Source organism: Microbulbifer maximicatervae (SeqCode) (assembly GCF_052467825.1).
Genome location: NZ_CP174327.1, coordinates 3,816,450 through 3,836,604, shown reverse-complemented (window position 1 = coordinate 3,836,604; position 20,155 = coordinate 3,816,450). Strand labels below are relative to the sequence as shown.

Below are 20,155 nucleotides of genomic sequence, written 5' to 3'. Positions count from 1 at the left end.
AACCTGGAGCTATCTAATTGCAAGAACCCAGCAGGAAATCTTTTCCGTCACTTTGCACAAAAAGCTTATCGGTATCGCGACCCCCTTCAAGCGCCCAGTCTACCAACTGGTAAAAAACATCACGGGAAACGCGAGCCTGTAACCCCCCTCGAATCTCCAGGTAAGGGATTGGCTGCGGCGGAGCACCAAAGTCTCTCAGTTGCCACTGCCCCTCTTCCGACAGCTCAACAACGTCGCCCACATTTGTGGTGAAAAGTAGCTGTTGATGAGTACTTCCGGGGTTGCGGGCTACCTGAGTGATCACAAATGGAACATCCTCCACTGTGATTCGCAGCTTTTCGACAGGGGTGACAAGGAAGTATTCATCCCCCTCACGCTTCAAAATGCTGGCAAACAGTTTCACAAGAGGGTGACGACGAATCTCTGTTCCCTCGTGGATCCAACGGCCATCAGATTTGATGACCATATCCATATCCCCACAAAGCTCTGGGTTCCACCTTTCTACAGGTGGATGCCCATGAAATTCAGCCTGTAATTTTTGCAGCTGCTGGAACAGGGGCTCAGCCAAGGGCGGACCCCGCAGAATCGCTGTGATGGCTTGTCTGGCTTCCCTCTGGCGTTTTGCGAGAGGACATATCACCGATATGCACACCCACATCCATAATAAACTCCATCAAACCTTCCCTGTCCTCTATTACATTGGCAAAAGACTTGGAGTGATAAAGCTCTACCGCCCCTTGCACAAGCGCCCAGTATGTTGAGTAATAGAAGTATGCAGGAACGTTCTTCAGCATGCCCTGCTCCATACGGCGCTCAAAGACCCGATTGAGAGAGGTGGCATTGGAATTACGAATATTGTGGAGCTCCGCAATCATTTCTGGAGCCAGGTTCAACGCGATAATCTTCTCCTCCAGGCGCTGGAAGAGTCTATCTTTGCCAGGATCGGCCATACGAGATTCAAAATAGGCGCGGGCTGGAGCGGTGATATCACCTTGCTCAGCTAGAGCTACGGCGGTCTTGAGGCGTTCGGCAAGGGACTTTTCATAATCCATCAGCAAACGCATGTAGATTTCTGTCTTGGAAATGAAGTGCTTGTAAATCGTGCCCTTACCGATATCCACACGCTCGGCAATCTGTTCGACCGTGACTTTCTCTTCACCGTGCTCCAACAGAAGCTCCAGAGCCGCATCCAGGATACGCTGCTCCCGCGCGCGGAACCGCTGAACCTTCTCTTTTGCCTTATCCATACTTCCGACCTTCTTTGCCCGTAAAAATGGGGACTGAAATTGACTATTCATTCATGAATGATAGGCAATTCAAGTCGGTTGGAAAAGTAAATCGGGGAATTAGACTGCCTAATATTAAAAATATTAGGCCATTTTGCTCAAAATTTACTCAAAATGAGCAATTTTAAGCTGAGAGCAGACCTTTTATTTTAGCATGTGGTGACGCTTGGCGAGCCCAAGCATTGCACATAACACATAAAATTCGACGATTGAGTGATTGCGAGGTAGTCCATTACCCCAATACTTCCGAATGAAATCAAGAACTACACCAGAACACAAGAAGCCACTATTAAACGGACTTCAGCTTTAGCTCCAACAGAGGCGCGACTACATCGTTGTCCTGCGTGCGTATCCAGAGCATTTCCTCCTCTGAGTAGAGCTCTGCAACAATCGCATTCGCTAATTCACAATCATGAGAAATCAAATGCTGCGCCAACCACTCTGCAGCAAAGGTACGTTTTTTACCGAGCGTACCCTGTGAACGCTTGTACAGGTTTTTTACTGCCTTTCGCGCATATTCTACTGAGGCGATTCCCGGAGTCGCTTCAACCATCTTGCGATGCAACTTTTTGCTTTTCTGTTCGATGATATAAGGAAGCACTTGGCCAGAAACATAGTCGTGGGCGACCGATCCTTTACAAGGACAGCTATACGACTTCCTGTTTTCGTAGATTTTTTTCAGAGCATTGAGGTGATTATTGGTCTTGTATGCGGATCGGGCCGCCAAACCAGCGTAACCAATGGACAATGCTGTTCCAGCAACAACCAAACCAATACCCGTTGCAGAAGTCGCGGCCGCTGCACCGGTAGCCAGGCCGGTTAGTGTGGCACCTGTAGCCGTCTGTGCACCCCACACCCCATAATAAGCAGCGGAGCCAACCCCTCCAGCCACAGCCTTTGCGGTACGGTGCCGACTGACAACCTTGCCGAAATTCAGTGGTGGACGTATATCAATATTGTTGTGTGGCACCTGTGGTATCTCCTACTTCTCTTATTCAATCTTTGTTGGATAGCTGCAAACGAATTAGTCCAACTGTCCCAACAACTATTGGCGCTTTATACCACAGAAATAAGTAAGAATTCGACAAGTCGCAATAGTCAATAGCACAGAGTTTCAACTTGACTGAGAAAATCAGTAGCTAGTGTATGGAAAAGAGCTGGATAGCTATACGAGGTGGCACCTGTGACCAAAATGGGCCTAACGTTCAAAATATGAATGGGGTTAAAGGGATTTGCTGTTATTATCCTTTTGATTAAGAGCGCAAAGCTCCCCATCTGCAAACTCTGTTAAGTGGAATAGGTAACGGGCAAAATCCCTTATGTTGGAAAAATTAGGTAAGTTATTGGATGTTGAAGAGCTGGATCGAAATCTCTTCCGCAGTCGTCATCACGTTGAAAATTATCGTAAAGTGCTTTTTGGCGGGCAAGTTCTGGGCCAAGCACTGATGGCAGCAACTCGTACCGTTGAGCATCGCCTACCCCACTCCCTGCACGCCTACTTCCTCCGCCCTGGCTCTAGCGAGCTGCCGGTGATCTACGAAGTAGACCCAATCCGCGATGGCGGTAGCTTTACCACTCGTCGCGTAGTCGCCAAGCAGCGCGGGCGCGCGATCTTCAATATGTCCGCCTCCTTCCAAATTCGGGAACCCGGATTTGACCACCAGGCCGACCTGCCTTGTGTCGAGATTCCCTCTCCTGAGAGCCTGAAAAACACCCAGGAGCTGGCCCTGGAAGCTGGATTGGTTAGCCCGCAGTACGATCAGCGGCGCTATATGATCGATTTTCGTCCGGTAGACCCGCAAAGCTACTTTGGCGCTGAAACTCGCGAAGCCAAATGCATGTTCTGGCTGCGGGCAGAGGGCGAGATGTCGGATGACCCGATGGAGCACCGGGCAGCACTTTGCTATGCATCCGATATGGGACTCCTGGGTACCTCCCTACAGCCGCACGACATATCATTATTCGACCCCCAATTGATGCCGGCGAGCGTTGACCACGCGATGTGGTTCCACCGCGATTTCCGCCTGGATCAATGGCTTCTCTATGTAACGGATAGCCCCTCGGCAACCGGTGCCAGAGGCTTTACCCGCGGCCAGATTTTCACCCGCGACGGAACGTTGGTAGCATCTACCTGCCAAGAGGGACTGATTCGACAAATAAAAAATTAAATCAGTGGTTTACAGCAGAAAAATTGCTGTTATAGTGCCGCCCCTTCGCAAATGATGCGAAACAAAAAACGGTGAGTAGCGCAGCCTGGTAGCGCACTTCGTTCGGGACGAAGGGGTCGGAGGTTCGAATCCTCTCTCACCGACCAGATTTTAAAAGCCCGCTTTTAGCGGGCTTTTTTTGTGCCTGAACTTTTTTAGCTTGAGCTGACGATCAGCCGTTCAGATTGCCCCTCATTTTCCCTCAGCTCATCGCACCAGGAAAGTACAAGCAATTCCTACATCTACCTTGCCGGCTCAATGCGGGAGTGCACTACAAAAGTCAGAAGCGATGAGGGCAGATAAGGAATTGGCTTCAGAAATACCGAAGAGGCATGGGGCTTTGTGTATGGTTGGCTTAGCTATTTGCACCGATGAACAACTAAGAGATCTACATCCTCAAGGCAGCTCTGTTATTGCCTATGTAAACCTTTAAAGTAAAAGCGCTACTAGGAGTGAAATCATAAACACAAAAAAGCCCGCAGAAGCGGGCTTTTTCTTTTTGTATGGTCGGTGAGAGAGGATTCGAACCTCCGACCCCTTCGTCCCGAACGAAGTGCGCTACCAGGCTGCGCTACTCACCGAGGCCGCGAATACTACTCATCCATTTTTCAAAGATCAAGTAATTTTTGGCGCGAATGTCATCATTGATCATTTTGCCGACACAACCGATCTTTGAGTTGTCCTCAAAGGCAGTCTAATCCGCATTATAGCTGGACCTCCCCGGCTCCAAGCGCCTCTTTCTACACTGGAGATTCAAGCTTTACGGTTGCTAGTAATTGCCCCAATCTCCGACATATCCATTTAGTCTGCCAACTAACAACCAATCCCTTACTCGTCCTGGGGTCGAACACTTTCCACCGATTTAGCCACTCTCTGAAACCCTCTTCACGTATACGGCAAACTGTGGTCGCCAAAGAAATACCGATATTATTTCTATCCACTTTCTTGTATTTACGTATCTTCAACGACTATCAAGTACTTTTAGTTTTGAGTGCACACGTATAAAAAATGCAAAGCTCTCCACAGAGGATGCAAGAGTTTGGAGCAGAAAAAACCAAGAAGGGCATACAGTGCGAGGCAATAGCAAATTACATTGAAAAGCTGCTAGATATCGTTTTTTGATATTTTGAGTAAGTAGATCTTTACATAAAAGCGAACTGACAAGCTCGTTAAGCTGCTTTTCCAAGACATCGATATAAACAGTTACCTTTAAATTCCAGTTCGCTATTTACGGATATTTCTACAAGTGCCGCTATTTTTCACCGGGCACCCGAGGGGATTTTCCCCGAGCCCTAACACCAATACAAGGGAGCAGCACCCTGCACGCCACAAGAATATTAACCACTCATTTAAGTAGAAAATCCCGAGTAAGACTTTATTTTTTAAAAAATATTCCTTTTGGGAAAATTACAGAATTTTAAGAAAAATGGTGACTACAATTGCGCCCCCATTACCTTTTTGTTTCCCGCTCCATTTTTTTTCAAACTTTCCCTGTGCTTCTGAAAAGCTTCTCTATACTCAGATCAGCCGGCTGAGTGTCCGTCGCAAGATGCAACAACTCGAAAGCTCATTACCGATTTATTATCAGCAGGCTGATCCTAAAAACGGGGCTCTATCAAGCTCCAAAATTCTCACCCGTAAACCATGAAATAACCTGGGCGATAGCCCCCTATCGTCATTGGTCTACTCGAGGAGTACGTTCATGTACCAACCATATGCATATGCTCAAGGGATCTTTGGACAACCACAAAACTATGCCGTACCTCCGATTAATCCGGTCGTCGGACTCACTCCCCCCCAGCCATACCTACCGCTTCAACAGTTAGCACCACAAGGATTGCTGGGAGAGTTTATTAGCCGTGCAGCCCCGGTAGTTGGCGGCATTGTCGGTGGACCACAAGGTCAATTGATCAATGCACTCGGCGGATTGGGCCAAGTACTGCCCTTCCAGGCCGCACCGCAGCTTCCACAACAGTTAGCGCCCCACATTCCTCAGCAGCTTGCTCCACAAATTCCACCTCAGTTCGCTCATCAGTTTGCCCCCCAAAACTATCTCAGCGAATTGATAAACCGCGCGGCCCCAGTTTTGGCCAATTACATCAATAACCCTCAGGCACAGCTAATCAATGCAGCCGCCCAACTAGGGCAGCTCTTACCCTATCAAGCCGCTCCGCAACTGCCACCGCAAGGTCTCCTCGGTGAGTTGATTAGTCGTGCCGCACCTGCTCTTGGCAACTACATTGGCGTACCTCAACAAGGTCAACTCCTTAACAACTTGGCGCGCCTCAACCACCTGCTGCCCTACCAGGCCGCACCGCAATTCACGCCACACCTCGTTCCTCAGACCTACATCGGCCAACCGGTAAATCAACTGGCACCTGTGGCTCCGGAGCAGTATGGATCGGTTCCCCCGCAGGCTTTTGCACCACTGAGCCAACCGGTGCCATTCCAGGCTTTCCCACAACCACCTCAGCAGCCCCTCCAGAATTTGAGTGGCATCGGGCAGCCACTGCCCTATCAGGCAATGCCGCAACCCAACTCAGCCTTTCAGCAACAGGCTTATCTGCACTAAAAATGCAAAAAAAGGGGCTTCACGCCCCTTTTCTTGGGGGTGGGTTCGACCCTGCCCTATTTTGGATGGCGCAGTCACAATGAGAAGAAAATGAAGAAGTTTGAGCAATATGTAGCCGTACCCAATCGTAAGGTATCAGCTAGCACTCTGGAGCTAGAGGAGCTGGTGAAGGAAGCTTCAAATTGCCCCGATGTTAAGGACGTTACTTTGCGCAAAAGCAACGTCACCCTTGTGGCTACACCCGATGCCGTCGACGACCTGAGAAAGAAATTGAGAGGCAAAGTAATTATTGATCCGGATCAACCTGTCCACCCTCTCAATTGAGGCTGAAACCCACTCGATTCACCACTTTCAGACGTTTCACACGCGTACTAAATCAGTACCGCACTGAAAGCGAAGGAACATGAACATGACTGAATCCCGACAAGAAAAGGCCGCAGGAGAACCTTCGGTCGAGGTTGCAGAGAAAGTCGAGTTACTTATTTCACCCCGCCGCAGCCTGATGGCTAAATCCATGGGCGTGCAGCCATTGAGCTCGGGCTCAATGCACCATGTGATTTCCACTATTGCCAGGCAGGCAGGTTGTGAGGTACTGCGTGAAATACGCCCTGGCAGAAAACTAAAAACGCTGTCCTCCGCCGATGAGGCCACCAATATTTACAAAGTCCGAATGGATGTGGATGCTGCTGCGGCACTTTACCAGACCACACCACCAAACGTCGCCGTTGAACTGGACTCACTTCTCTCTTACGGGCAAGCGAGTTATTCACCGACCTTTTCCGCAGTTTTTGCACAGCAACCCGGACTATTGCGTGAATACCATATCCAGGCTCAGCAGGTGCACTTCCGCGTTATCGGCGCAAAAGGTGAGCCCATACGCGACGCTCAAATAATTGTTGAAAGCGCGGGCTTTCCCCAGGAGGGGGTCACTAACAATAAAGGGGAAGTTGCGCTCAGTATTTTTGCGCAAAGCGGCGGCGCTCAAGTGAAATCACTTCTGATCCGTCCCGCAAAAGATTTCTGGAACAAATATATTCGCAGCCCTTCCCTGTCGCTCGCCGGTGTGAACCTGGTGAAACTCCAACCCCTAAGCGAAGCCATACCCAACTTCCCCAATGATGCCTCCTATGGCTGGGGGCAAAAGTACATGGGCCTGGACCAGCTACCCGATGAATACACAGGCAAAGGTATCAAAATCGCAATCATCGATTCCGGTGCGGACAATAAGCACCCGATACTGAGCCATTTAAAGAATGGTATCGATGTCACCAATAATTACGATACCGATAGCTGGGTAGAAGATATCGTCGGCCATGGAACCCACTGTGCGGGAATTATTACAGGCCAACCCTCTGGCTCCGAAGCAATACGCGGATTTGCTCCTGAAGCCGAAATCTACGTATTCAAAGTTTTCCCCGGCGGGCAATTTAGTAGCTTGATTGATGCGCTCTCACATTGCATAGAGCTCGGCGTTGATGTGGTGAATATGAGCCTGGGCAGCTCTGATTCATCAGAGGCCGTTGAGCAGCAAATCGAGGAAGCGGTCCAACATGGTATCGCCTGTATAGTTGCCGCAGGCAACAATGGCGGGGCAGTCCAGTATCCAGCCAGATCCCCAAATGCTATGGCTGTAGGCGCTCTTGGAATGCTCAATGAATTCCCCAAAGATTCCTGGGAAGCGCAAACAGTAATACCCTCAACAGCATCAGCCGACGGTCTATTTGTTCCTAGGTTTAGCGCTTTCGGCCAAGAAATTTCTGTTGCCGCACCTGGTGTGGGTATCGTTTCGTCTGTGCCTGACAAAGGCTTCGATGTTCAGTCAGGTACATCAATGGCCGCGCCGCATGTTACCGGTTTGGCAGCACTACTACTTGCCCACCATCCATTATTTAAAGGTACGCTCCGGCAGAAAGATGTATCCAGAGTGACCGCCTTATTCCAACTGATCCAATCCTTGGCCGCACCAATGCCCCTCGGGGCAGAGAGAGTTGGCGCAGGTGTTCCCAAGCTTTTCGGTATCAACTCCGCTTTTGAGTCCGCTAAAGAGCAAGCAAGGGCCGCGGGTACTCATGCCGCAACCGCGCAAGGCCCCTCCCCAGCCACTCCATACTCTGGATTTACCATGAGTCCGTTACAGGGCTACCCCCCTCAAGCTACACCCAGTTGGCAGGGGCAGTTTGTGCCGGGAGGCTATTACCCTTCCGAAATAGCCGCGGTTAACCCCCAGCAACCAATGGTAAGCAGTTTTCCAGATGGATTTGCCCTGAGCGCCTACGCTATGCAGTTCGTTGATCCCCGTGCAATCAGATATTGGTAGCTCTGTCGCCATCGTTAGTTAGACTGCAAAAGACCTTTCAAGACCGCAGCTATGCTGCGGTCTTATCCTTCGTAGCGCTCAATTCCCACTTAGTCAGCATGCCTGCCCACTAGCCCAGCCCTCTCAAAAGATGTTTGTGACGGCCCACCCATATCTATCTTCTTGGTTACTTATACGGGAGATGCTTACTAGTATGTGTGGTTATATGATAACGACTTTGTAAGTGTATTCTTTTTAAGTGGTACATATCTGAAAACCAATCCAATGAAACCTGACGGCACAAAACTGTCACCTCATAACTGGCTAGCTTGTGACCAGTTTGCTTGAAGATGACACAAGGGCACCTGTAGGCTTAGATACTGTCGAAACGACTAATTGTTGGATTTCCCGCTGAAGAAATGATGCTTAAACGATTACTAACACTGCCGCTATTACTCGCCACTCTATCCCCTGCTGTTCAGGCTTATGAGATTCTTTACAGTGCAGAGATCTCACCCAACTCCAAGCTGGCTGAGGTGGAAATGGCGCTCAGCGGTGATGATATGCCAAGTAAGCTCGTTCTAAACTTGCGCTCTGGCCGCTATCAGGACCTGGAAAGTGACACCCCCCTAAAGATCGAGGGCGACAAAGCAACCTGGCACCCCGAAGGAAAGAACCCCGCCCTCAAGTACCGCTTTGTCATAGACAACCAGCGTAGCAACGGTGGCTACGACTCACGGATCACCAAAGACTGGGCAATTCTCCGCAGCGATAAATTGATTGCACCGGTATCGGCAACCAGCCGTGGCCGCTCTACCGCCCGCCTTAAGCTGGAACTTCCTGACCAATGGTATGCGGCCCTACCCTACCCTGAGATCGAAGATAACCTATACGAGTTATCTGACCCCAAGCGTAAGTTTGTAAGACCCAAGGGCTGGATGATTGTAGGGAAAATTGGCAGTCGGCAGGATATGATTGCCGGCACTGAAACCCGTGTTGCAGGCCCTAAAAATGAGAACATTCGGCGGCAAGACATCCTGGCCTTCCTAAATTGGAACCTGCCAGAGCTCAAGAAAATCTTCCCCCTCTTCCCTGACCATCTATTGATCGTAACCGCTGACGACCCCATGTGGCGCGGTGGACTGTCGGGGACACGTTCTCTGTATATGCATGCTGATCGACCATTAATTAGCGGCAACCGCACCAGCAGCATGATCCACGAGTTAGTTCATGTGGGCACGGGAATTCACGGCGACGATGAGAGCGATTGGATTGTAGAGGGACTGGCTGAGTTTTACTCCCTGGAGATTTTAAGGCGAACTGGTGGCATCAGTGAAACCCGCTATCAGGAGGCAATGGATAAACTGATTAAATGGGGTAAGAAGGCTCCTTCACTATTAGTCGAACGCTCGTCCGGCCCCATTACCGCCCGTGCGGCCGGGGTAATGCAGCAACTGGATAAAGAGATTCGCGAGGCCAGCAATGGCAAGGCAAGTATTGATGACGTGGCACGAGAACTGGCTCGAACACGCGGTGAAGTGACTCTGGAAAGGTTTAGATCCCTGTCTGAGAAAGCAGCCGGTAAACCCGTGGATGCATTAGCCACAGAAAACCTGACAGACCGGGCGAAAGGTTCCAATAAATAGCAGACAAAAAAAAGCCCTGACGACGGGGGGGGAGAGCGTCAGGGCCAAGACCATTAGGAGTGAAACTTGGAGGATTTCATCCTTGCTTCCGGGTGGCAGCCATGTGAGCCACCCTACCAGCATTACTAAACACGTTGGGGGAGATGTGTTAGCCAGATAAAGACAGTATCGAACACAGGTCACAGATTGCCAGCACACCTGAAGATTAATTTAGAACAAATGGAAATAGGTTCTTGAGCACCAGCGCTAAAAGTTATTACAGCCCTCCCCCACCATCAGAAGGTAACTTTTCCTACTTTTTTTCACTTGTTTGCAACATTGATGAAAACAATGCTTGACTAATCCTCTAGAGTCCCTAAAATGGCGCCCACTTACACAGCGAAACGCACGTAAGTATAAGAAAACGCTAGGATTTTTCAGATTTATCAGATAGAATTCGCAGCGTTCTTTTCCGCCAAAGGCGGATAAAAAAGGCTAGGTGGCAGAGTGGTCATGCAGCGGACTGCAACTCCGTGTACGCCGGTTCGATTCCGACCCTAGCCTCCATTTTCCTCTTCATTGCAATATCCTGTTGAATGCAATGAAAGTGAGAATGAAGGGCAAGCATTAAACATCGCCCTCTCTCGCAAAGGATCTGCCCGGGTGGTGGAATTGGTAGACACAGGAGACTTAAAATCTCCCGGCTTCACGGCCGTGCCGGTTCAAGTCCGGCCCCGGGCACCACTAGATCCTTATACTTTCACAGTTACAAACCTTACGATATAGGCTTTTTTGAGCCGGCTCTCCCCCCCCTTTATAAATACGAATCTCACCAGTTAATATTTTTGTTGGCTGGGCAGAACTCTATGAGTTACCGATCCCCAACTTTCCCTGTCCGGATTAATAAACACATCCAGAGAGCACCCCCGCCACCCATCAAAGATTTTCCAGCCAAGCCACTGATCCATAACAACTAACACGACATCGCCATTTACGACCGGGATTTTTCTCACCGCAGGGAGCCAAATATCACCTGTACCTGGGAAAGCAAGATGAGAAGCATTTATTACACTGTGGTTACACTTACTGTTTTCTTGGCAGTCTAGCGAATTTAAGACAGGCGCTTAGCTTAGATGAGGAGCCCGATTCGAACTAAAGGATGCAGCCGTCGACCAAGGCCACACCAAGGAGGTATTCGTTAATATTGATTGCAGCTCTACCCCACCACCACTTCAGTTGGCGGCAATCAAACCCGTAACGCTTCCACCTGTTTTCAATCCAGAATAACCCTTGAAGACCACGGGGAAAGCAGCAAGTAGATTTACCGGACATCCGAGAAATATCAATCCCGGAAAATAAATCCACTTGAGTTACTACACTCATCGGACGTCCTCGGGACTAGATAGTACGGCCTCCAGAACTAGAAATGAAATAGTTTGCACGGATGAGAATAAAAAAACCGGCTTGGGGGCCGGTTCAAGAAAGGATGGTTGCTGCATAAAAACCAAAACAGCTACGAATATATTACCCCTCAAATCAAAATACTGTCAATACATACAGCTGTATATAAATACAGTTGACGGTGATTTACACGCCAATTTGAGGGGCGGGCTTGGGGCATTTAGCATCGAGCTTTACCGCTCTTTTGATGACGGGTTGGAGAGGGCTATCACATTTCAGAACCCAGGCACTGTAGTGGGGACGAAATTCTGGAAAACCTATATTTCCTTAAATGAAATGTGTGAACTGGTTTCAATTTAAAGAAATCGGCCCACTCAATACAGCGCTAAAATCTGATTTGTTTAAGGAGGAAAGAGTGCACTTGCATAGCAGCGCTCCGGACTCAGGTATCCAGGATACGCTATTGTTTAACGAGCCAGTATTGTAACGTGCGAAACTCAGGTAAGCAGTGGAGCGGAGCTACTCTGAGTACAAGAGAGCTTTCGTATCTATCGCCACCTTCAAGGCATACAACTTATATACAGATCTCGCGTAGATTCATCACCTAATATGCACATATGCCCTTTAATGTCTTTGTTCAATTAGCTTGATTTGGCAGGTTATACTTCACTAAAGAGAAGGTGGCTACTCATAAGTTGCGATACGCAGTTCTCCCAGGAAGCATTTCAAGCTTTGTGTGGTACCCACCAAGGGTAAAAAGTGGTTAATCGCAAGAGCCGTGTTTTTATGCATAACTTACAAAAAAATTCCCATGAAGATAAAGACATCACCTATAGAAATGTTAATTTTCGCAATTCTCGCTATTTCACTTTCCAATGCCAGCTATGCAAAGGACGCTGGGCAGGTTGAATTTCTGAACCCAACAGGATCAGTCTCAAAGCTACCGTTTTCAGAGGCTGTAAAAGTTGGCAACCAGCTATTTCTTTCTGGCCAAATAGGGCTTTCACCGAAGACTAAGCGGTTAGCCCAAGGGGGATTCGCTGCGGAGACCAAACAGACTCTAGACAACATAAAGTAAACTCTAGAGCACTACGACTACGAAATGAAAGATGTCGTTAAATGCACGGTCATTTTAACAGATATCAAGAATTTCCCTGAATTCAACAACATCTACCAGAAAGCTTTTGCCTCCCCCTACCCTGCAAGGACTACCTTTGCAGTGGAGTCCCTAGCGCTGGACGCCCAAATTGAAATTGAGTGCATCGCTGCCAAGTAATCAATATTAAAACTGGGAGTGCCAAACTAATCCCCCTAATTGACTCATCAGGACTTTTACTGCGGTCTAAATTCTCTAATATACGCTTGCACTTAAACTCAACGCACAGGGTCGCCTAAGCGACCCTGTGATACCTAGACAATAAAACAAGCCTACTAACTTATCTAAAAGTTGAAATCATCCAGCTTCCACCAGCAGTGCCCATCGCCAGGTATATCAAAGCCAGCTGATGTAATTCGGCCTTAAAGCGGTTGTATCCGTTAAATACAAAGGAGCCAAAATTGGGGTCAAAAAGCCTCCAGGTATTACCATTCTGTACTTGAATTGCAATTGCATGGCCGCTGTTGGGGCCCAGGAATCCTATCAATGCAAAGCCTTGATTAAGGCGGGCCATCCCCTGCCGTATCCATCGCAAAAATGTGGAAAAAGGCTCAAATGGATTCAACTGATGCCCACGGGCGATACAGTGCTCGGTATACCCATCTGTCCGACAAATCGTCCTTAACCCTGACGATATACCCATCACATTTCCCTGGATCTGCTGTTGCGCGGAAATTGCCCTTTGCATTGTATAGATAGGCTGCCCAAAGGTGGTGGTCGACCCGCCAACAGCCCTTAAAAACATACCTGGAGTTGCTCTGTTAAGAGCGTTTCCAATTCCTGTATTGTGGTAACGCTGTTGCAATCCTGCCTGGAGGTGCATATTTATATGGCCGCCGGGTTGCAAGCCGAGTCTCACCCACATGTAGGATAATGCGTAACAAACTCCGCGCCTTACATCATTGTGGACACCGGGTTGAATGTAATTTGCTTGATCCAATAGAAATTCTGTTTCTGTTAGTTTCGGATTGAACATGGAGGTCTCCCTATTCTTTAGAGATAGTGGACTTTTGCCTATCCGCAGTATCGCGGTCCATGTTCTATTTTTCTCACCTACAGTTTTATCTCTATCAATTTGTTTGCAGCTTTTTTAGCTTTAAGCCATTTTAAAAAGTAAACCGGAATTTGATTACACTTAATTTCAATTGGCCATTCAGGGCATTAAAGTCAAAATATGATACGAATTTCCAGTTGAAATTGCGTTTGGATAAGTGCAGAACGTATATTTATTTTTAACCATATACGAGTGCAAGTATTGCGCTGGTAATAACAAACTCATCAGAACAGTGAGCTATCAAATGCCAGCGCTAATATATCTCTTGAGAGAGCTGCGGAATCTAAATTCAACCTTCCTATATGATATTAACTGGGAAGTTGAGTAAGGAAGAAATCTCTCAGGTTCTCACCCATTACTTTACGGATCTCTTCTTCAGTAAACCCTTGCCAAAGCATTTCTGCGGTAAGCACGCCCAGTTCACTTACGTCAAATGCAACCTTTACACTACCGTCATAGTCCGACCCCAATGCGACATGATCCACACCCAGTGTATCAATGGCATAACGAATAGATTTAACAATGCTCGTGGGGCTTGTATCGCAGACAGCACCAGGCCAGAAACCAATTCCAATCAAGCCTCCTTTACCCGCTATCTCCTTCATTAGCTCGTCGCTGATATTCCGGCGTGAGTTACACGCCCCTTGAAGCCCGGTATGGGAAACAATCACTGGGCGCTCGGCAATATCCAAAACTTCGCGGACGACCTGCTCGGAGGAGTGGGCGACGTCAATCACAATAGAGCGCCTTTCCATCTCCTGCACTGCTTTCCGGCCAAATGCGCTCAAACCCTGCCCGCTTTCTCCATGCAGGGAGCCACCCAGCTCATTGTCGAAAAAGTGTTGCAACCCCATCACTCGGAAGCCAGCATCGTATAGGCGACCGATGTTTTCGATCTTCCCTTCCAAAGGATGGGCACCTTCAGTGCCAAGGAGTGCGGCCAAAACCTCTCCACCCTGCTTCCTTGCTACAAGCACCTCTTGTAAATCTGCCGCACTTTTGACGATACGTATTTGGTCAGGCGCAGATTGCTGTAGCGCATTAACACGCTCTGCATGATAGAGCGCCCGCTCATACAGGCTGCCCCACGCCTTTACTGGCCACGCCTGAGCAATGGCCAATAAGGTTATGTTATCGCCAGCTTTGCTGGAGTTCTTCTGATAGTTCTGCCCCCGGGGAGACTTGGTAACTGATGTGAAGACCTGGATACCCAGGTTACCTTCTCGCGCCCGGGGGAGATCCAGATGACCATAGTCGGCTCGCTTCCTCAAATCCCTGGCCCACAGGAAACTATCTGCGTGGAGATCACCTACCAATAGACTTTGGTGTAGCGCTTTAGCCTCAGATGACAGCGCTGCAATTTTGCCCGGCTCTACTTTGTTCATCGACTTTTCAATAGCCGGAAGCAAAAGCCATTTCCAGCTGGCGAACAATATCACCACCATTGTTGTCAGAAGAATGAACCACTTGCTCATCTATTGTCTCCGTTAGTAGAAATCCATGGGGAAGTTTGCACAGAGGCAACAACCTTCTTCGATCCATCAGGATCGCAGAATGAAGCAATTCGAGCGGTTGCTCAATAAGCAAGCAAGAGAAATAAAACTGTGGTGGTCGTGGAATAAGCGCTGGGACACCAACCTCGCACTTATCAGAAGAGAGAAAAATGAAGGACAAGCAGTGATTAAACTTTTACAACTGAACTTACTCGTATTATTCGCTCTATTCATGGGTGGTTGCGCCGCTTTATCGCCCAATTTTCAGCAGCCAGAGGTTGAGATTATTGGGCTGGAGCCGCTTCCTCCTGCCGTCGGCAGCGATCTGCGCTTCAGAATCCATTTGCGCATTTTCAACCCCAACAACCAAGAGCTACCCCTCTCCGGGATCTACTACAAGCTCAGTCTTGCCGGCCACAAAGTGATGACAGGAACCTCAAACAACTTATTGCCCATTGCCCCCTATGGCCAGGATGACATCGCGGTAGACGCAACTGCGAGCTGGATGGGGTCTCTATTCGCCGCCGCTGAATTAGCGAATAGTGGGCAGCAATCGGTACCCTATGAACTTCAGGCAAAGATTGGCCTTAGCAGGTCCATTGTGCCTTCCATTACAGTGCAGCGAAGTGGCGAAGTTCGACTAAATCAGAATCTGGGCCTCTACCACTAGTCCAAGCCTACTCACTTTGGATATAGCGTTTTAATCTCCCCAGTCGCCGACCTTGTCGGCACCGGGGATTTGATACTCGAGATAGTCTTCAACAGTGAATGGCATCTCACTGATGACTGCGCGCACGCGCTCACCAATAGCCTGTGTCTCAGGGCGCGCATTGGCCAGCCCGGTATAAGGTATGCCTTTGCCGCTGGCTACGTCTGGATATTTACGTTTGAATAAACGGTGGCGAGCCACCATATGATTGAACTGGCCCTGGGTGTAAATTAACGGCACCAACTGCGGGGACTCCTCCCGGGGGTCCATATATAAATCGTAATAAGCCTCCGGCATCCCCGACCCTGCCACCTCCCCCGCTCCCAGCCAATGCCTCTTATATCGCCCCTTTACTGTTGCCCCCAATTCCTTACCCGTATAAATGAATACATAATCCCGGCGGCCATGAGTATCGCCGTTTAGGAACAGAGCGGTCTGGTCGAGGCCGTCAACGACGCGATCCGTGGGAATAGCATCAGTTGCTCCACCCAAGCGAGCGAAAGTCGTATACAGGTCAGTGATATGAATGATATCTCCTGCCGTTTGTCCCGCTTCGATAGTTCCTGGCCACCAGGCAAAAGCAGGTACGCGAACGCCGCCCTCAGTAAAATCCCCTTTGCCCCCCCGATACAACATGGGCAGCATTCCCCACCCCGCCGGCGGACTGTGGACCATAGGACCGTTATCCGCCATTGCAACGAACAAGGTATTTTCAGCGAGCCCTAAGCTTTTCAATTCTTGCATCAGCACCCCGACAAAGTTATCCATCGCCGGGAAAGCATCGGCAACCATCAGCCCGGCCACCGAGCGCTTGGGGTTGTACATCGCCATGAAATTAAGGAGATTGGGCCAGTAGGCAACGAAAAACGGTTTCTTCTGCTCCGCACTGCGACGAATAAACGCCAGCGTTCTCTGTTCTGCTTCTGGATCAAACTTAGCGAAGCACTCGTTGGATGTTCCGCACCATTCCCGCCCGGGTTGTCCCTTTTTCCCTTCAATATTCATTACCCAGCCAGCGGGAATCAGACCAGGGCTGTCCAACTGGTAGGGATCAGGTGGATAGATTTCGGGGAACATTCCCAGCACCGCATTCGCCACATTTGCCTGGGGGTTAAACAGAGAGGTAATCTGGTTCATCGGAGTGAACAACGCCTCATCGAACCCCTGATTGTGTAAATAACTCTCCTCGATATCTCCAAGGTGCCCCTTGCCGAAAAAGCCTGTCGTATAACCCGCTTGCGAAAGTACCTCGGCAATAGTGACTTCTTCAGCGCGCAGACCGGAAAACTCATGGGGCATACCCACTTCACCCATGCCATAGCGCACCGGTAGCCGTCCGGTGAGCGCAGCGGCGCGGGTTGGTGTGCATGAGGGCTCAGAGTACATGCGGGTAAAGTTGATACCCTCTGCAGCCATCTGGTTTAGATTTGGCGTTGAGTAGCCAAAGTTCTTTTGTAACGCAGGAAAGCCAACAGCTCCAAATGCAGTGTCATCCCACAGCAGAAATACGATATTCGGTGGCTGTCCATATTTCTGCCGCAACTGCTGTAAGCGTTGCTCAAGCTCCGCATCCTCTTGATCCCAACGATCGCCGTTTTGCATCTTGAGAATATAAAACTCGGCATCGTGTACAACTTGCCCCTCGACATTGAGAGTGATGCAAAGCAGCCAGATCATAATCAGGTGGCTTTTGACGGACATGGGCTTCCTATGGATCGCAGAAAAGTATCTAACAATTTAGAGGAGCGCAGGGGTTTGGAAGAGGAAGAGCGAGTTTAAGCGGGGTAAAGAGCGCCTCGTTTTCCAGCAAATGCCAGAATCGAGGCGCCAATTTCGTGAGAGAAGGAACTCCCCTCTATCTACTTATCCCGGCTGTCGGCCATAAGGGCCGGCCATGCGGCGCGCAAGTACATCACCATCGTCCACAAGGTGAGGCCGGCAGCGATATAGAGCAGCAGGTATCCAATAGTTTCCATCACCGGAAACTCTCTAACATCGAAGGCAAGCAGAACAAGAATTGCTGCCATCTGTGCGGTGGTTTTGACTTTGCCTACATAGGAAACGGCAACACTGCTGCGCTGCCCCAGCTCAGCCATCCACTCCCGCAACCCAGAGACCGCGATCTCTCGACAGATGATCACCGCCGCAGCAATCGCAAACAGCGGATTGTCATGCAGTCCCACCAGCAAGACCAATGCCGTAGCCACCATTAGCTTATCGGCAACCGGGTCCAGAAAGGCACCGAGGGCAGTACTCTGATTTAATTTTCTGGCGAGATAGCCATCAAGCCAATCGGTAATTGCGGCAACTGCAAAAATTGCAGCAGAAGCAATGTAACTCCACTTGTACGGCAAATAGAAAACCAAAACAAAAAATGGGATCAAAGCAACACGTAACAGTGTCAGTTGATTGGCGATTGTCATACTTTTCTCTATTCTTGCGGAGGGCGTACGTTATCAAGCCATCGCGCAAAATGAAACGCTTTGGAAAAAACTGGCCATTTAATCGCCAGCTCAATCCTGTTCTACTCGTGGTGTAGTGCCGAGTATATATCCTGAGCCAATTTCCGGCTGATGCCATCCACGCTGGCAATCTCCGTTACTGTTGCGCGCTTAAGCTCCTGCAAACCTCCGAAATGTCGCAGCAGCGCCCTGCGGCGAGTGGGCCCTACTCCAGCGATACCTTCCAATGGAGACTCCCTGCGTTTTTTATCCCGTTTTGCCCGGTGGCCAGCGATAGCAAAGCGGTGCGCTTCGTCTCGCACCTGTTGAATTAAGTGCAGCGCTGATGAGTCGGCGGAGAGTACAAGCTCTTTGTTACTGGAAACCACATGTAATGTTTCAAAGCCCGCTTTTCGTGTAGTTCCTTTGGCAACACCAATAATTTGCACTCCGACGATGCCCAGCTCATTCAGAGCTTCGACCGCTTGTGTAACCTGGCCCTTCCCCCCGTCGATCAACAGGATATTTGGGAATTTGCCCTCGCCACCGGAAAGGCGCGTATAGCGCCGCTTTAGCGCCTGCCCCATTGCCGCATAATCATCCCCCGCCTGGATACCTTCAATATTGAATCGGCGATAATCCGACTTCACCGGACCTCCGGTATCAAATACAACACAGGACGCAACCGTGGCCTCACCGGAAGAATGGCTGATGTCAAAGCACTCAAGCCTCTCCGGGAGCTGCTCCAGTTCTAATACTTCCTGGAGCTTCTCGAAACGGTTGTAGAGTTTTTGCTGGGCTGCAGTTCGACTAGTCAAATTCTGTTGCGCTGCCTGTTGCGCCATTTCAACCCAAGTGGCCCGCTTGCCACGCAACTTATGGGTGATACCGACATCGCGACCACACTGCTCGCTAAGAGCCTGTTGAAGTGGTTCGAAATCCTGTAAGGCCTCTGAAACTAAAATCTCACGGGGGATCTCTCGGGGACTGCCCAGGTAAAATTGCGGGACAAATGCGGAAAGTAGCTCTGGCGGTGTGAGTCCCAGGCGCTCACTGGGAAAATAACTGCGACTCCCCAGAATTCGCCCCTGCCTGACAAACAGAACGTGTACGCAACAGCTACCGCCCTCACTGGCTATCCCCAGCACATCCACATCGCCACTTGCACCTTCAGCTACCTGATCCGCTTGTAGACGACGCAGCGCGGAAATTTGGTCCCGCAGTCTCGCGGCTTTTTCAAATTCCAGCGCCCGGGATGCCTCATCCATTTGATCGGCCAACTCCTGGATAATGCTGTCACTTTTACCCGTGAGAAACATCTCTGCGTGGCGAACATCCTGGCGATAGTCCTCGGGAGAAATAAAATCGACACAGGGAGCGGTGCAGCGCTCTATCTGATATTGAAGGCAGGGCCTTGAACGGTTGCGAAAAACACTATCTTCACAAGAGCGGATTCGAAAAGTTTTTTGCAAAAAGTTCAGGCTGTCGCGAACCGACGATGCATTTGGAAAAGGTCCGAAGTATCGGCCTTTCTTGCGCTTGGCACCACGGTGGAATGCAATGCGGGGGAAAGTGTCATTGCTGGAAAGAAAGATATAAGGGTACCCTTTATCATCCTTCAGCATCACATTGTATGGGGGCCGCTGGGACTTGATCAGGCTTTGTTCAAGCACCAGGGCTTCGGTTTCACTGCGCGTAACGGTGACTTCGATGTTTCCAATACGCTGCACCAGCGCCATGGTTTTTGTCGTTAGTCCGGAGCTCCGAAAGTAGCTCGACAACCGATTGCGAAGGTTCTTGGCTTTCCCTACGTAGAGGATTTTATTTTCGGCGTCGAACATCTGGTAGACGCCGGGTTTGCGAGTTACTGTCGCGAGGAAACGCTTGCTGTCGAACATCTGGCAACCGGCCTCAA

At 49.6% G+C, this 20,155-nt stretch carries 14 protein-coding genes, 4 tRNA genes and 2 pseudogenes; 11 read left to right on the top strand and 9 right to left on the bottom strand.

Going from position 1 to position 20,155, the window contains the following annotated elements; genetic code table 11:
- Positions 1 to 13: 13 nt before the first annotated feature.
- From ACJJII_RS17135 to ACJJII_RS17125, 3 genes are all read right to left on the bottom strand, one after another.
- Positions 14 to 568 (bottom strand): DUF1285 domain-containing protein, encoded by a 555-nt coding sequence (locus ACJJII_RS17135; RefSeq protein ID WP_444912985.1) that lies wholly within the window; start codon positions 566 to 568, stop codon positions 14 to 16.
- Positions 561 to 1,247: a TetR/AcrR family transcriptional regulator gene (locus tag ACJJII_RS17130; protein WP_282932697.1), complete on the bottom strand. Its 687-nt coding sequence runs from the start codon at positions 1,245 to 1,247 to the stop codon at positions 561 to 563. The genes ACJJII_RS17135 and ACJJII_RS17130 overlap by 8 nt, the downstream gene beginning before the upstream one ends.
- A gap of 328 nt (positions 1,248 to 1,575) precedes the next feature.
- Positions 1,576 to 2,256 carry a hypothetical protein gene (locus ACJJII_RS17125; protein ID WP_413665686.1) on the bottom strand — a complete coding sequence of 227 codons (681 nt, stop codon included), beginning with the start codon at positions 2,254 to 2,256 and terminating at the stop codon, positions 1,576 to 1,578.
- A 349-nt stretch (positions 2,257 to 2,605) separates the two neighbouring features.
- On the opposite strand from ACJJII_RS17125, the gene ACJJII_RS17120 reads away from it, so the two are divergent.
- Together ACJJII_RS17120 and ACJJII_RS17115 are read left to right on the top strand one after the other, a co-directional pair.
- The gene (locus ACJJII_RS17120) at positions 2,606 to 3,454 is read left to right on the top strand and encodes an acyl-CoA thioesterase (protein ID WP_282932695.1); all 849 of its coding nucleotides are present in this window, start codon (positions 2,606 to 2,608) and stop codon (positions 3,452 to 3,454) included.
- Positions 3,455 to 3,523: 69 nt separating this feature from the next.
- Positions 3,524 to 3,600: transfer RNA gene (locus ACJJII_RS17115), tRNA-Pro, on the top strand.
- A gap of 397 nt (positions 3,601 to 3,997) precedes the next feature.
- On the opposite strand, the gene ACJJII_RS17110 is transcribed toward ACJJII_RS17115, so the two are convergent.
- Positions 3,998 to 4,074: transfer RNA gene (locus tag ACJJII_RS17110), tRNA-Pro, on the bottom strand.
- A gap of 85 nt (positions 4,075 to 4,159) precedes the next feature.
- On the opposite strand from ACJJII_RS17110, the pseudogene ACJJII_RS23050 reads away from it, so the two are divergent.
- The 8 genes and pseudogenes from ACJJII_RS23050 to ACJJII_RS17075 form a co-directional block, all read left to right on the top strand.
- Positions 4,160 to 4,498, top strand: a pseudogene (locus ACJJII_RS23050) (hypothetical protein); the annotation flags it as partial.
- A gap of 697 nt (positions 4,499 to 5,195) precedes the next feature.
- On the top strand, positions 5,196 to 6,065 hold the full coding sequence (locus ACJJII_RS17105; RefSeq protein ID WP_444917061.1) for a hypothetical protein: 870 nt from the start codon (positions 5,196 to 5,198) through the stop codon (positions 6,063 to 6,065).
- A gap of 90 nt (positions 6,066 to 6,155) precedes the next feature.
- The gene (locus ACJJII_RS17100; RefSeq protein ID WP_282932693.1) at positions 6,156 to 6,389 is read left to right on the top strand and encodes a hypothetical protein; all 234 of its coding nucleotides are present in this window, start codon (positions 6,156 to 6,158) and stop codon (positions 6,387 to 6,389) included.
- Between the two features lie 85 nt (positions 6,390 to 6,474).
- Positions 6,475 to 8,382, top strand: coding sequence for a S8 family peptidase (locus ACJJII_RS17095; RefSeq protein WP_444917060.1), 1,908 nt, complete (start codon positions 6,475 to 6,477; stop codon positions 8,380 to 8,382).
- A gap of 398 nt (positions 8,383 to 8,780) precedes the next feature.
- Positions 8,781 to 10,007, top strand: a complete 1,227-nt coding sequence (locus ACJJII_RS17090; protein WP_444917059.1) for a hypothetical protein — start codon at positions 8,781 to 8,783, stop codon at positions 10,005 to 10,007.
- A 472-nt stretch (positions 10,008 to 10,479) separates the two neighbouring features.
- Positions 10,480 to 10,553 (top strand) — tRNA-Cys (locus tag ACJJII_RS17085).
- A gap of 90 nt (positions 10,554 to 10,643) precedes the next feature.
- Positions 10,644 to 10,730: transfer RNA gene (locus tag ACJJII_RS17080), tRNA-Leu, on the top strand.
- 1,468 nt (positions 10,731 to 12,198) lie between these two features.
- Positions 12,199 to 12,663: pseudogene (locus ACJJII_RS17075) on the top strand (RidA family protein).
- 160 nt (positions 12,664 to 12,823) lie between these two features.
- On the opposite strand, the gene ACJJII_RS17070 reads toward ACJJII_RS17075, so the two are convergent.
- Positions 12,824 to 13,519, bottom strand: coding sequence for a YopT-type cysteine protease domain-containing protein (locus ACJJII_RS17070; RefSeq protein ID WP_444905356.1), 696 nt, complete (start codon positions 13,517 to 13,519; stop codon positions 12,824 to 12,826).
- Positions 13,520 to 13,905: 386 nt separating this feature from the next.
- A complete protein-coding gene (locus tag ACJJII_RS17065) occupies positions 13,906 to 15,072 on the bottom strand; it encodes a dipeptidase (protein ID WP_444917058.1) in 1,167 nt (388 codons plus the stop codon).
- Between the two features lie 79 nt (positions 15,073 to 15,151).
- On the opposite strand from ACJJII_RS17065, the gene ACJJII_RS17060 reads away from it, so the two are divergent.
- A complete protein-coding gene (locus tag ACJJII_RS17060; protein ID WP_444917057.1) occupies positions 15,152 to 15,760 on the top strand; it encodes an LEA/WHy family protein in 609 nt (202 codons plus the stop codon).
- A 30-nt stretch (positions 15,761 to 15,790) separates the two neighbouring features.
- On the opposite strand, the gene ACJJII_RS17055 is transcribed toward ACJJII_RS17060, so the two are convergent.
- The 3 genes from ACJJII_RS17055 to uvrC all read right to left on the bottom strand — a co-directional run bounded on the left by ACJJII_RS17055 (position 15,791) and on the right by uvrC (position 20,138).
- Positions 15,791 to 17,500, bottom strand: a complete 1,710-nt coding sequence (locus ACJJII_RS17055) for a sulfatase-like hydrolase/transferase (protein ID WP_444917056.1) — start codon at positions 17,498 to 17,500, stop codon at positions 15,791 to 15,793.
- Between the two features lie 158 nt (positions 17,501 to 17,658).
- Entirely contained in the window at positions 17,659 to 18,222 is a 564-nt protein-coding gene (gene pgsA, locus ACJJII_RS17050) for a CDP-diacylglycerol--glycerol-3-phosphate 3-phosphatidyltransferase (RefSeq protein ID WP_413665675.1), read from the bottom strand.
- Positions 18,223 to 18,323: 101 nt separating this feature from the next.
- Positions 18,324 to 20,138, bottom strand: coding sequence for an excinuclease ABC subunit UvrC (gene uvrC, locus ACJJII_RS17045; RefSeq protein WP_444917055.1), 1,815 nt, complete (start codon positions 20,136 to 20,138; stop codon positions 18,324 to 18,326).
- Positions 20,139 to 20,155: the final 17 nt, after the last annotated feature.

Bases quoted from the DNA above. Each gene is read 5' to 3' on its own strand.
- ACJJII_RS17095 (WP_444917060.1), top strand. From the start codon at position 6,475: ATGACTGAATCCCGACAAGAAAAGGCCGCAGGAGAACCTTCGGTCGAG.
- ACJJII_RS17060 (WP_444917057.1), top strand. From the start codon at position 15,152: ATGAAGCAATTCGAGCGGTTGCTCAATAAGCAAGCAAGAGAAATAAAA.
- ACJJII_RS17105 (WP_444917061.1), top strand. From the start codon at position 5,196: ATGTACCAACCATATGCATATGCTCAAGGGATCTTTGGACAACCACAA.
- pgsA (WP_413665675.1), bottom strand. From the start codon at position 18,222: ATGACAATCGCCAATCAACTGACACTGTTACGTGTTGCTTTGATCCCA.
- ACJJII_RS17090 (WP_444917059.1), top strand. From the start codon at position 8,781: ATGATGCTTAAACGATTACTAACACTGCCGCTATTACTCGCCACTCTA.
- ACJJII_RS17065 (WP_444917058.1), bottom strand. From the start codon at position 15,072: ATGAGCAAGTGGTTCATTCTTCTGACAACAATGGTGGTGATATTGTTC.
- uvrC (WP_444917055.1), bottom strand. From the start codon at position 20,138: ATGTTCGACAGCAAGCGTTTCCTCGCGACAGTAACTCGCAAACCCGGC.
- ACJJII_RS17130 (WP_282932697.1), bottom strand. From the start codon at position 1,247: ATGGATAAGGCAAAAGAGAAGGTTCAGCGGTTCCGCGCGCGGGAGCAG.
- ACJJII_RS17070 (WP_444905356.1), bottom strand. From the start codon at position 13,519: ATGTTCAATCCGAAACTAACAGAAACAGAATTTCTATTGGATCAAGCA.
- ACJJII_RS17120 (WP_282932695.1), top strand. From the start codon at position 2,606: ATGTTGGAAAAATTAGGTAAGTTATTGGATGTTGAAGAGCTGGATCGA.
- ACJJII_RS17100 (WP_282932693.1), top strand. From the start codon at position 6,156: ATGAAGAAGTTTGAGCAATATGTAGCCGTACCCAATCGTAAGGTATCA.
- ACJJII_RS17055 (WP_444917056.1), bottom strand. From the start codon at position 17,500: ATGTCCGTCAAAAGCCACCTGATTATGATCTGGCTGCTTTGCATCACT.